This is a genomic window from Magnetospirillum moscoviense (assembly GCF_001650635.1).
Taxonomy (GTDB): Bacteria; Pseudomonadota; Alphaproteobacteria; order Rhodospirillales; family Magnetospirillaceae; genus Magnetospirillum; species Magnetospirillum moscoviense.
The window spans coordinates 1-10,739 of record NZ_LWQU01000194.1 but is presented as its reverse complement, the minus strand read 5'-3'; the positions used below and the strand labels follow the sequence as shown (position 1 = coordinate 10,739).

Annotated in this window: 10 protein-coding genes, 1 tRNA gene and 2 pseudogenes; 3 read left to right on the top strand and 10 right to left on the bottom strand. The window is 66.5% G+C overall.

Annotated elements, in window-relative coordinates:
* Nucleotides 1–579 (bottom strand): annotated as a pseudogene (locus A6A05_RS18465) (hypothetical protein); the annotation flags it as partial.
* Between the two features lie 349 nt (nucleotides 580–928).
* A pseudogene (locus tag A6A05_RS18460) lies at nucleotides 929–1,933 on the bottom strand (DEAD/DEAH box helicase family protein); the annotation flags it as partial.
* A 172-nt stretch (nucleotides 1,934–2,105) separates the two neighbouring features.
* Here A6A05_RS18460 and A6A05_RS18455 point away from each other — a divergent pair.
* Entirely contained in the window at nucleotides 2,106–2,492 is a 387-nt protein-coding gene (locus A6A05_RS18455; protein WP_156521145.1) for a hypothetical protein, read from the top strand.
* Here A6A05_RS18455 and A6A05_RS18450 read toward each other — a convergent pair whose 3' ends face one another.
* The 6 genes from A6A05_RS18450 to A6A05_RS18425 form a co-directional block, all read right to left on the bottom strand.
* Nucleotides 2,493–2,906 (bottom strand): hypothetical protein, encoded by a 414-nt coding sequence (locus A6A05_RS18450; protein WP_156521144.1) that lies wholly within the window; start codon nucleotides 2,904–2,906, stop codon nucleotides 2,493–2,495.
* A 240-nt stretch (nucleotides 2,907–3,146) separates the two neighbouring features.
* Nucleotides 3,147–3,222: transfer RNA gene (locus A6A05_RS18445), tRNA-Phe, on the bottom strand.
* Nucleotides 3,223–3,274: 52 nt separating this feature from the next.
* Nucleotides 3,275–3,472, bottom strand: a complete 198-nt coding sequence (locus A6A05_RS18440) for a DNA gyrase inhibitor YacG (RefSeq protein WP_068504425.1) — start codon at nucleotides 3,470–3,472, stop codon at nucleotides 3,275–3,277.
* On the bottom strand, nucleotides 3,469–4,779 hold the full coding sequence (locus A6A05_RS18435; protein WP_068504423.1) for a ribonuclease E/G: 1,311 nt from the start codon (nucleotides 4,777–4,779) through the stop codon (nucleotides 3,469–3,471). Before A6A05_RS18435 ends, A6A05_RS18440 begins: the two co-directional genes overlap by 4 nt.
* Complete coding sequence (locus tag A6A05_RS18430; protein ID WP_068504421.1) at nucleotides 4,769–5,362, bottom strand: Maf family protein; 594 nt, start codon at nucleotides 5,360–5,362, stop codon at nucleotides 4,769–4,771. Before A6A05_RS18430 ends, A6A05_RS18435 begins: the two co-directional genes overlap by 11 nt.
* 87 nt (nucleotides 5,363–5,449) lie before the next feature.
* Nucleotides 5,450–6,283: a hypothetical protein gene (locus A6A05_RS18425; RefSeq protein WP_068504419.1), complete on the bottom strand. Its 834-nt coding sequence runs from the start codon at nucleotides 6,281–6,283 to the stop codon at nucleotides 5,450–5,452.
* Between the two features lie 105 nt (nucleotides 6,284–6,388).
* On the opposite strand from A6A05_RS18425, the gene A6A05_RS18420 reads away from it, so the two are divergent.
* Both A6A05_RS18420 and A6A05_RS18415 read left to right on the top strand, forming a co-directional pair.
* Nucleotides 6,389–7,072 (top strand): cytochrome b/b6 domain-containing protein, encoded by a 684-nt coding sequence (locus A6A05_RS18420; protein ID WP_068504417.1) that lies wholly within the window; start codon nucleotides 6,389–6,391, stop codon nucleotides 7,070–7,072.
* 19 nt (nucleotides 7,073–7,091) lie between these two features.
* On the top strand, nucleotides 7,092–7,547 hold the full coding sequence (locus A6A05_RS18415; RefSeq protein ID WP_068504414.1) for a DNA polymerase III subunit chi: 456 nt from the start codon (nucleotides 7,092–7,094) through the stop codon (nucleotides 7,545–7,547).
* A 253-nt stretch (nucleotides 7,548–7,800) separates the two neighbouring features.
* On the opposite strand, the gene A6A05_RS18410 is transcribed toward A6A05_RS18415, so the two are convergent.
* Nucleotides 7,801–10,290, bottom strand: coding sequence for an AsmA family protein (locus tag A6A05_RS18410; protein WP_068504412.1), 2,490 nt, complete (start codon nucleotides 10,288–10,290; stop codon nucleotides 7,801–7,803).
* An 84-nt stretch (nucleotides 10,291–10,374) separates the two neighbouring features.
* Nucleotides 10,375–10,554, bottom strand: a complete 180-nt coding sequence (locus A6A05_RS18405; protein WP_156521143.1) for a hypothetical protein — start codon at nucleotides 10,552–10,554, stop codon at nucleotides 10,375–10,377.
* Nucleotides 10,555–10,739 lie beyond the last annotated feature (185 nt).

Below are 10,739 nucleotides of genomic sequence, written 5' to 3'. Positions count from 1 at the left end.
CCGGACACATGACTGCACCCGACCGGGGCGTGATTGCGTGAAAATCTCCTTGCAACGCAGGGGCCGTCCACACATGAACTTGATGCCGTAGGGCGGGTCGAAATAGATGCACTGGACCTTGCCGCGCATGCCTTCGCGTTCTGCCAGGGACGCCATCACCGACAGGGAATCGCCTAGTATCAGGCGGTTGTTCCAGTTGATATCGTGCTGATAGAACTCGGTGGCCGCCTCCTTGTCAGGCAGCCCATTGAAGTCTGAGAACAGGTCCATGGTGGTGCTGACAGTCTGCCTGGTCCGCGCCTTAGTCTCGCGCTTCAGGTCTTCGATCAGCACCTTGGGGTGGACCTTTTCCTGAATGTACATTGGCGGCGCTGCCACGATCAGGTCGGACCAGTCCTGCTCGTCCTTACCCCGCCAGACCAGTTGGGGATCGAGGTCGCGATTTCTGCGATCAAAGGCGACGCGGACAGGCGACTTGTCCTCCTTCGCCATCACCGATTCCAACTCGGCTGTCGGGATGTTGGTACGCTTCGCCGCCTTGTGGGTGAGCGTCTCGACGCCGATTTCCTTGTTCGCCATAGCCTCTCTCGTCCCCTTATTCCGCGACCGCCGGGACCATGCCGGTGTCTTGGAGTACCTGTTCTGATGCGTCCTCGCCCTCTTCCGGCGTCGCGTCGGCGCCGACGATCTGATGCCCGGTTGCCTTGGCGATCAGCGTCAGCAGCCGCTTTTCGCGGTCGGCCATGAAGGCTTTAAAATCGTCGGCGCGCAGCAAGGCCGGATCGATACAATGGCTGCGCAAGCTTTCGTTCAGTGCATCCGGTTCGACGGCCGCACCGCTCTCAAGCTTGCTCAGATACGCGGACGGCGCGTGCCCGCCGATGATCCGGTTGGTGCGGTAACTCAGTGGCGTCTTGTTGATGATGGTGTCGTAGACCTTGAGGTCCGCGATGTCTTCGTTCTGGGGCTTCTCGCGGTAGCAGTGGTGGGCTTCGTCGTTCAGCACCACCACGTTCTTCATGCCCATGAGGTCGCCCATGACCCGCTGGACCATCTGACCTTCACTCTCAAGGGTCTGGAGCTTTTCCTTGCGCCACCCCTCCAGGGCCGCGCGCGTTCCCTTGGACACGTCGAGACGTTCCCGCAGCTTGAAGGCGTGGTAGTTGGTGATGACGATCTTGGCGCGGTCGATGTCGGCCAACATGTCGTTGGGGACCAACTCACGGTGCCGGTAGTAGCTTTCGGGGTCGTTGGGCATCAGCACGCGCAGGCGGTCACGGATGGTGATGCCAGGCGCAACGAGCAGAAACGCACGGGAATAGCTCTTGCTGTTCGGATGTCGAACGGCGTTGACGGTTTGCCAGGCGATCAGCATCGCCATGACCGTGGTTTTGCCCGAGCCGGTGGCCAGCTTTAGCGCCAGGCGCATCAGGTCGCCGTTGAACTCGCGGTTCGAGCGGTTGATGAAGTCCCAGTAGCGTTCAAATTTCTTGCCGTGCTTGGGCGCGACCTCGGTCAACCAAATGACGGTTTCAACCGCCTCGATCTGGCAAAAGAATGGCCGGACACCCTGAAATTCATGGTGACGCCAATGCTGAAGCAGCCGGGCGGTTTCCGGCGTGACCTGCCACTGGTCGGGATTGGGGAGCCGACGCCATGCATCGACATGTCCCCTGATCTCGTTGACCACCCAGGTGGCGTTGTATTCCTGCTCGGCGGTGGACAGGCCGTCGCCCGAATCGAGAATCATCTCCGCCTGGGCCTTGGCAGCCGCTTTCTGCTTCTTGCCCTTGGGGACCGGGGTGATCAGATCAGACGGCCTGCGACGGTCGATGATGAGATTCGTCGGTTGGCCGTCAACCAGTTCCCAGTGACGGCCAGGGTACTTGTACGGAGAGTTGAGGATCGGCCGCTCGAAGAACGCTTCCGTCATCACCCCACTCTCCCCCAAGTCACAAGTCGGCATCACGCAGGTGCGCATGATGGCAGGGCAAAGGCCGCCCATCAAGCGCAAGCAGTGCGCGTGGTGTCAGGTTTGGTCATAGACCGGATCGTGCATGACGAGTGCCTGCATAAATAGGCGTATGCAGGCAAAGGAGAATTGCATGATGAAGTTTAAGCCCACCACCTGTGACCGAAGATTTACGGCGATAACGGTCGATGTCGCATCTCTGGACGCGATGATCCGCCCCGATGGCTATCCCTTCCACATCGGCACGGATGGACATTCAGACGACCGGCTGCCCTGGCAGTTTCAGGCGCATCACCGGTACCTCTACTGTGACAAGCTGGCCGAATTTATGGTGGACGGAACGGCCGACCGGCCGGTGGCATGCTTGACGCCGGATGACGAGGTGGCAGAAGGCAGGGCCAAGATCACCGTGATGGCCGGCCTGGAAACACTGGCGGTGTTCCGAGATCAGGGTTTACCCACTATCGAGATCGAAGTGCCTTGGAATGAGCGCATCGAGATCGAAGCCCGGCTTGCCTAATTAATGACGGGAACCGATAAGGCTGAAGATTTTGCCGCCGAGCGGCGTGAGCATTACCACCTCCCCGGCAATCTCCACTTTCAGTTCCCGAGCAAGCCCTTGCACCCAACCCGAAAACTCGATCTCGGGAAGGCGAGCAGCCTCGATGGCGGGGAGGATGCCGGTGCTGAAGATGGCGACGGTGCCTGTAAACACCACCTGGGCATAGCGGCCATCTTCCATATAGCAGATAACGTTGATTTCTGCGTCTCCGATCAGCAGGCCATTGACCCGCACGGCCAGCTTGCTGGTGAAATGCTCATAGCGATCTTTCGCGACCGGCACCAGGCAACGGCACCGGATTGGCACTGCCACCAAGCGGATAGCGTGTTCAATGTGTTCGGAGTCTTGTTCGGTGAGATGATGTACGCGCATGTGCGACCTCCAGTGGTTATGGAGGTATTTATCTAACTGCCTGCACAGACAGGCCGGGCGCGCCAAGCAGCGAATACTGCCGTAGACGGCACCGACAACCCGTTGGATCGGTTCAGCTTTCGCCACACCGCATTGGCACCGGAAGTAGTCGTTTCTTGGGGCAACGCTGGGGCAAGCCCCAAAACGCAAAAACGCCCCGCTTCTGGCGGGGCGTTAAAGCCTTGATATACAAGGTAATAATGGTGCCCAGGGCCGGAATCGAACCAGCGACACTGCGATTTTCAGTCGCATGCTCTACCAACTGAGCTACCTGGGCGTCCTCGCCAGCGGCGAAGAGAGGGCGCTTATATCGGGTTTCATCGGCGCTGTCAAACGCCTGAATCAAGGTCGTCGTCGGGTTTTTCGTTGGTCTCGACCCGGTACACGCCGCCCAGCCAGCGGTGAAGGTCGACGTCGGTGCAGCGGGCCGAGCAGAACGGGTGGAACTTGGGCTCGGGAGCGCGGCCGCACACCGGGCAGGGCTTGTTGCGGTTGGCCGGGCCCGGCGGAAGGGTGGCGTCGGTCATCGCGCCACCTCCAGCGTCCAGTCGCTGTTGGTCCGGCCAGCCTGGGCCGCCACATTCAATTTGCGGCCCAGCCGGGCCTGGGCCTCGGCTACCGCCTGCGCCCGCGCTGCCAGTTGCCCGGCGATAGCCGGCGAAACCGTCAGCGTCAGGGCCGGGCCGGGCTGATGGGCGGCCTGGGCCAGCGCGAAGCGCAGGGCGGCGAAGGCCTGGGCCTCGACCGACGGACCGACATGGCGCTCGTTCATCAGGTCGAACAGCGACGGGCCCTTGCGCTCGCGGGTCATTTCCACCAGCCCCAAGGGCGTGATGCCGATGACATGGGTGGCGACCGGGTCGCCCGACACCGCCTGCTTCAATTGCGCGACCAAGCGGTTCAACGCGCCCTTGCCGCCGCCCGAAACGAAATCCACCACCATCTGGCCGGCGATGTTGCGCAGGCGGATCTGGCGGGCGATCACCGGCACCGCCTGGGTGTTGGCCTCGGCCGGGTCGGCCGGGCCGGAATCGACGTCGATGGCGGTCAGGGCAGCGGTGGTCTCGATGGCGACGCGGCCGCCGCAGGCCAGGTGCACCACCGGGGCCAAGGCCGCTTCCAGCGCGTCCTCGATTGCGGCCAGCACCGGCTCGGGGCCGGTGTGGCGCTCGACCACGCTGCCATGGCGGGCGCGGGCCTGGGCGGCGGTCTCGTCGTCGTCGATGACGATGCGGGCGATGGCGGCATGGTCGGCCAGCAGACGGGTCAGCGCATCGGGCCGCCACAGCAGGGCAGGGGCCTTGCCGGCGGCGCGGCCGGCCAGGATCGCCTCCCACTCGGCCCGCAACGAGGTCAGATCGGCGGCCAGGTAATCGTCCGAGGCGTTGGCCGCCTGCGGCCGGGCGCTGACCCCTTCGGCTTCGGCGACGATGGCCTGCAGCCGCTCGGCCAGGCGCCGGGCGCGGTCCTCGCCCAGCTTGCGCGACACCACCAGGCCGGGCCGGGTGGGGGCGAAGGTCAGGAAGCGGCCGGTCAGGCTGATGTCGGGGGTCAGGGTCGCGCCCTTCTCGCCATGGGCGTCGGCCTTGACTTGGACCAGCACCGCCTGGCCCTGGGTCAGGCCCTTGACGCCCTGCAGGAAGGCAGGGCGATCCTGGCCGATATCGACGAAGGCGGCGCCCATCTTGGGGGCCAGTTCGGCGACCCGCCCCAGGAACACCGCGCCGGCCAGGCTGCCGGGGCGGACCACCGCCAGGTCGACCAGGCGGCCGTCGCGCACCACCGCCAGCCGCGATTCCCCCGGGCCCCACGAATAAAGGATCTCAGTCGACATCGAGGCCAGCCCCCTTCAGCAATTGCGCGGTCTCGAACAGGGGCAGGCCGACGACGTTGGAATAAGAGCCCGAAAGTGCCCGGACGAAGGCGGCAGCGCGGCCCTGGATGGCGTAGCCGCCGGCCTTGCCGTGCCATTCGCCGCTGGCCAGATAGGCATCGATCTCGTGGTGGTCCAGGCGCTTGAAGGTAACGATGGTGGTGACCACCCGGGCGCGAAGGGTGCCGTCGGGGCCAAGCAGGGCCAGGCCGCCCTGGACCCGGTGGCGCCGGCCCGACAACAGGTCCAGGCAGCGCCGGGCGGTGCGCTCGTCTTCAGTTTTGGGCAGGATGCGCCGGCCGCAGGCGACCACGGTGTCGGCGGCCAGGATGAAGCGGCCGGGATGGCGAGCCGCCACCAGGGCGGCCTTGGCGCCGGCCAGGCGCTGGGCGTGCGGCAGCGGCAATTCGCCCTTCAGCGGCGTTTCGTCCAGGTCGGCTGGATCGACGGTGCCGGGGATCAGTCCGATCTGGCGCAGCAGGTCCAGCCGGCGCGGCGAGGCCGAGGCCAGGACCAGGGAGGAAAGTTCACGGGCAGCGGTCACGGCACGAACACACCTTGGATACAGCGGAAGCGGATCGATGTGGACCCGCCGGCAGCGGCGGTCAAGACTTTTCGGTCCCGGTCAGCCTTAACGCGCCGCACTGGCGTCCACCACATCGATGATCCGTCCGTCGGGGAAGGCCACCCGCCAGCCAAGCGAACCCTGCACCGTGATCGATTGAGGCGCGCCGATCTGTCCCGGCGGCGGCACCGGCAGATCCAGGCGGACCTGGCTTTTGCCCTTGGCATCGACCGTCTCGACGCGGACCAAAGGCTCGGCGGAATTGGCCAGGTCGAGGCGCCAATCGCCATCGGGATCGGCCTGGGTGCGGCCGGCCAGGCCTTTGCCGAACCAGGCCTGAACGCCTTTCCCGGGCTCGGCCCGGCCGGCGATGGTGACGGAACCGGTTGGGGTGCGCTCGAGCGCCAGGGCGGCGAAGTCCTGGCGGGAACTTCCGGACAGCACGCGCAGCCGATCGTTCGGCGGGACCAGGATGGTCCGGGCCGGCTGGCCGTGATGGCTGGAAATCACCGTCAACACGCGGCTGGGCGGGCCGCCCGCCCTATCGGCCAAGGTCAACACCTGCAATCCTTCGGGGATCGGCGCGGTGGGGACGAACACCCACTCGCCGCGGGAATCGGCCAGCACCGTGCCGATGGCGGTTCCGGTCAACTCGACCTGGATGTCGGCCATGGGGTCGGCGCGGCCGGCGATGACGGTGTCGCCCCTCTCGCCGATCCGCACCACCTCGACCATGACGGTATGGCGCTCGGGGGACGGCTGCGCCATCTGTGCCACCGGTTGCGGCAGCACCTCGACGCGGCGCTCGTCCTCGGCGCTCAGCGACAAGGCCAGCCCAACGGCCGCCAGGGCGACGGCAAAACCGAGCAGGGACAGCGCGACAGGGCGGTTCTGGGTCATCGGGCACAAGGGAGGCGGTGGCGGAGACCGGCAAAGTAGCGTGGATCGGTTGCAATGTCACCGTCGCCCCGTACATTGTGACCTATCAACCGACGGAGACCGCTCATGGAGCATCGTCAAGCCACCCATCACGTCCCGGTCTGGGACCTGCCGACCCGCCTGTTTCACTGGGCTTTGGTGGGGTTGGTGGTGGTGATGCTGGCCAGCGGCCTGGCCGGGCGCGCCGCGATCCACCTGACCCTGGGGCCGGCGCTGCTGGCCCTGGTGCTGTTCCGCCTGGTGTGGGGGGTGATCGGCAGTCCGACGGCCCGCTTCACTCAGTTCGTCAAGGGACCCGGGGCGGCCTTGGCCTATCTGGCCGCCGCCCGCGCCGGCACGGCGCGTTCGATCGGTCACAACCCGCTGGGGGCCTATTCGGTGCTGGCCTTGCTGGGATTGCTGCTGGCCCAGACCGCCACCGGGCTGTTCACCACCGACGACATCGCCGCCAACGGGCCCTTGGCCCATCTGGTGTCGTCGGCCTCGGTCAAGCTGGCCTCGAAGCTGCACCGGCTGGGTTATTGGGTGCTGCTGGCCTTCGTCGCCCTGCATCTAGCCGCGGTTTTCTTCTATCGTTTCGTCAAGAAGGACGATCTGGTCCGCGCCATGGTCACCGGCACCAAGGAGGTGCCGACCGACATCGCCGGCATCCGCTTCGCCAGTTCGGCAATGGCACTGGTGGCTCTGGTCTTGTGCGGCCTCCTGGTCTGGGGCACCCTGGCCTTGCTGCCGCCACCGCCGGCCTTCTGACCCGCAGCCCGAGGATTCCATGGCCCAGATCGGCTTTTATCACCTGCTCCGGCTGCCCTTGGAACAGGCCTTGCCGCGCCTGTTGGACAAGGCGGTGACGGCGGGCATGCGCGCGGTGGTGATGGCCGGCAGTGCCGAACGGGTCGAGGATCTGAACGCCCTGCTGTGGACCTATGCCGAGGACAGCTGGTTGCCGCACGGCAGCCGCGCCGACGGCGAGCCGGCCCACCAGCCGGTGTGGCTGACCGATTGCGACGAGAACCCCAACGGCGCCACGGTGCTGGTGCTGTGCGACGGGGTGGTGCCCGCCACCCTGGCCGGCTTCAGCCGGTGCCTGGATCTGTTCGACGGCACCGACGAGCAGGCGGTGGCGGCGGCGCGCGGCCGCTGGAAGGCGTGGAAGGAAGCCGGGCACGAACTGGTCTATTACCAGCAGACCGAACGCGGCGGCTGGGAAGAAAAAGCGCGAAGCTAGCGTGTTGCCCGTGTAAAAGTCCTTCGCTTCGCTCAGTGTACTTTTACACGTTGATTCAAAAAGAGAAAAATAGGCTTGGGGCGGCCCTACGCCTATTTTTCGCGTTTAACAGCCGCCATGAGGCGAGCCGCGCTCGCCTCATGGCGGGAAAACAAACCAAGCCCGCGCGGAAAGCTTGCTTGAGCACGGGGTTTCCAAACAGAATCGGGGAAAAGTACACCGAGGCGAAGCCGAGGGACTTTTCCTCGCGAAGCTAACGCCCGCCCAGGCCCTTGAACAATTCCTGCAAGATGCGCTTGCCCGACGGCTTTTCGCCGCTTTCCTCGCCCCCCTTGCGCAAGGCGCGGCCCAGGCCCTTTTCCACCAGATAGCGCTGGATGGCGTTGGCGTCGATCAGCTTGCGGGGATTGTCGATCGGGCCTTCCAGCCGCACCACCAGGGGCGGGGCAGCGCCCTCGCCGATGCGCAAGGATACCGCCGTGTCGGTGGTCCAGCGCGGCAGATCGACCGAAGAATCAACGGCGGCCGAGCCCCCTTCGGCGGTCAGTTTGAGGTCGCGGGTGACGGCGACGCCATCCTTGGCCTGCATGGTGCCGGCCAGCGACGAGAACCGGGTCTTGCCGCCGGCCAGGCCCGATTGCAGCAGGGCGCCGATATTGCCCAGCGATCCGATGTCGGCCAGACGGCGATGAATTGCCGGCAAATCCACGCCCGAGACGATGCCGTCGGTGACGGTCATGCGGCCGTCTCCGGCCAGCCGGCCCGCCATGTCCTGGGTCGTGCGGCCCCAGGTGGTGAAGCGGGCCTGGGCATCGACCCGGCCATCGGTGACCTTGACGTCGCCTACTCCCAGCCCGATGGCGCCGGCATTGGCGCCGTTCAGCGACCATTGGCCGGTCAGGTTGGGCTGGGTCGCCCCGGACAGGCGGCCGCTGGCGGCGAAGGTGCCGCTCCATAATTGGCCGGTCAGGCTTTCCAGCAGGGCGGTGCCGTTATCGACCGACAGCCGGGCCTTGGCGCCGTCCAGGCGCAGCCCCTGGATCGCCAGGGTCCTGGCCGACAGCGACACTTGCCCGTCCGCCGCCTGCAAGGCCGACAGGTCGATGGGGTCCGTGCTCCACGGGCTTGAACGCGGCGGCGCGGGGCTGCGCGCTGCTGCCGGCACGATCAAGGGCGGCAGGGCCAGGGTTGGTGGCACCAGGGGCGTGCCCGGATTCAATGCGCCGCTTTTGCGGGGCGCGGTCAACTGGTCGATATCCAGGAAGTCGGTGGCCAGATCGGCGTCGATGCGTGGGCTCGGGCCGGCGAAGGACGCGGCCAGCCGCCCGGTCAGGTCAAGGCCGCGCCACGACAGCCGCAAGGATTGGATGTCCACGCCGCTGCTGACCGGGGTAACCAGGCCCGAAGCCGAAATCGGACCGATGCCGCCGATATCGGCCTTGCCTTGCATCGCCGTCGGCTGGCCGGCCCGCAGCGCCAGGCGGCCCCGAATCAAGCGGTTGCCGGCATGGACGACGATATCGTCGAAGGCGATGTCGGGCCAACTCGCCGACAGCCGTGCGGTGGCGGTGCGCTTGTCGGCGGCGAACTTGACCAGGCCTGCGAAACGCGGCGCGCCGTCGGGCGTGGTCAACGACCCCTCGACCGCCAGGCGGCTGCCATCGACGCGGGACACGCTGGCTTCGCGCACCAGGACCGCGCCTTGCTCCAGCGTCGCCTCGAACCTGGCGTGGGCCAGCGACTGCCCCTTCCACCGCAAACCGTCGATCGCGATGGCCAGATTGGCGAAGATGCCGGTCGGCAACGACAATCGCGGCATCGGCGCGGCCTCGGCGGCCGGCCCCAAAAGCGACGGCGCCGCCGGGGCACCGGGTGACGCGGGCAGGGGTTCAGCCGCCGGCTTGTCGGCCACGGGTTCGGCGGGCGCGATGGCGGGCGTGGGCGCGGGCGCGGCCCACAAATCGAGGTCGAGATCTGCGATCTTGGCGGTGACATCGATCACCACCGGATCGCCGTGGGCGGCGGCCAGGCCGCCTTCGATCCGGGTGGCGCCGATCCGGCCCTTGACGTCCGACAGGCTGATCTCGCCGCCGCCGGCCGCCAGGTTGGCCTCGAAATTCAGCGGCATGTTGGGCGGCCCGCCCAAGGGGGCCAGATCGGCGGCGACGATGGTCAGGCGCCCGGTCAATCCCCGGGCTGTCGCCAGCGGGCTGATCTTGCCGGCGAAATCCAGCGCGCCGCCGGCACTGGGCAGGCGCAGCGACAAATTGGCCGCGCCGGTGCCGTCGTCGCCGGCGACGGAACCGGCAAAGGTCGCGACATGGGCGCCCCAGCGGGCCTCGCCGGTGACCAGCGGACTGAAGGTCTGACGGACCAGGGTGATGGTGTCGATTTGCGCCTGGCCGCCGGGCAGGCGGAACGCCGGGCGTTCCAGGGTCAGCTCGGCCGGTTCGACCAGGCCGGCCAGCAAGGGGGCGACCGCCAAGCGCGAGGTGATGCCCCCGATCTGGGCGGCGGGCGCTTCCGGATCGCCGACCAGCACCCGGCCGGTGGTCAGGATCGGAATCGGCAAAAGATGCAGGCGCAACGGCTCGGTGAAGGTGACCGGGCTGCCCAGCAGCCGCGACAGCCGCTCGGCCGAGCGGCGTTGGACCTTGTCCAGGTCGATGGTCAGCGGCAGCACCACCGCCGAGGTGGCCACCACGATCGAGACGCCAGCAATGATCCGGGCGATGCGCCGCATGGACCGGTTACCCCCAGGTCGGTTCAGAGCCCGAGTTTAAGCGCCCAATCGACGCCCGGCAAACGGTCTGTCAGCGTGGCAGGGTTACTGATCATCCTCGGGCAGGTCGATGCCCAAAAGCTTTAGCGCCTGCTCGACCGTACGGGTCGGTCCGTCCCGCTCGGGCTGTTCGCCCATTTCGGCGGCCAACGCCTCAAGCCGGGCCATCGCCGCGGCCAGGCCGTCATCCTCGGGTTCAGTGACTTTACGCTTCGCGACCCCCATCGCACCCTCCCACATCAAGATGCGCACAAGTATATGTTAATGTTTTGTTAATGTCAGCGGTTTTGTGGGTGGGCGAGGCTTTTTTGGCTGAGGGGGGCGGTCGAGGGGCATAGGCGTTAACATAGCGCACACACTTGGCGTTTTCGCTTTCTTGGGGTGTCGGCGAGGCGTACAGCGAGGCTGGT

Excerpts from the sequence above, each read along its gene's own strand:
- A6A05_RS18440 (WP_068504425.1), bottom strand. The coding sequence starts at position 3,472 with ATGACCGACGCCACCCTTCCGCCGGGCCCGGCCAACCGCAACAAGCCC.
- A6A05_RS18425 (WP_068504419.1), bottom strand. The coding sequence starts at position 6,283 with ATGACCCAGAACCGCCCTGTCGCGCTGTCCCTGCTCGGTTTTGCCGTC.
- A6A05_RS18410 (WP_068504412.1), bottom strand. The coding sequence starts at position 10,290 with ATGCGGCGCATCGCCCGGATCATTGCTGGCGTCTCGATCGTGGTGGCC.
- A6A05_RS18450 (WP_156521144.1), bottom strand. The coding sequence starts at position 2,906 with ATGCGCGTACATCATCTCACCGAACAAGACTCCGAACACATTGAACAC.
- A6A05_RS18455 (WP_156521145.1), top strand. The coding sequence starts at position 2,106 with ATGATGAAGTTTAAGCCCACCACCTGTGACCGAAGATTTACGGCGATA.
- A6A05_RS18415 (WP_068504414.1), top strand. The coding sequence starts at position 7,092 with ATGGCCCAGATCGGCTTTTATCACCTGCTCCGGCTGCCCTTGGAACAG.
- A6A05_RS18435 (WP_068504423.1), bottom strand. The coding sequence starts at position 4,779 with ATGTCGACTGAGATCCTTTATTCGTGGGGCCCGGGGGAATCGCGGCTG.
- A6A05_RS18420 (WP_068504417.1), top strand. The coding sequence starts at position 6,389 with ATGGAGCATCGTCAAGCCACCCATCACGTCCCGGTCTGGGACCTGCCG.
- A6A05_RS18405 (WP_156521143.1), bottom strand. The coding sequence starts at position 10,554 with ATGGGGGTCGCGAAGCGTAAAGTCACTGAACCCGAGGATGACGGCCTG.